General features: G+C 49.1%; 1 protein-coding gene. It reads left to right on the top strand.

All coding sequences use genetic code 11. The annotated features are described in order from the left end of the window. On the top strand, window positions 1–281 hold a 281-nt coding region (locus tag HMPREF2606_RS00300; RefSeq protein ID WP_141762163.1), incomplete at both ends, for a transposase.

Here is a 281-nt window from a genome sequence, read left to right on the forward strand (position 1 = left end):
CAAACTCGGTTACAAACAACATACCCGTACCGATACGGAAGGCTATATCGAGAAACTGCACATTACTCCTGCAAATGCCCATGAGTGTAAACACCTGTTGCCTTTATTGGAAGGACTGCCCAAAGGTACGACCGTCTATGCCGACAAAGGCTATGACAGTGAGGAAAACCGGCAACATCTGAAAGAGCATCGGCTGCAGGATGGCATTATGCGCAAAGCCCACCGCAACCATCCGCTGACGGAAGTACAAACCAAACGTAACCGATATTTGTCGAAGACCC

The organism is Neisseria sp. HMSC070H10 (assembly GCF_001837635.1).
GTDB classification, from domain to species: domain Bacteria; phylum Pseudomonadota; class Gammaproteobacteria; order Burkholderiales; family Neisseriaceae; genus Neisseria; species Neisseria subflava_A.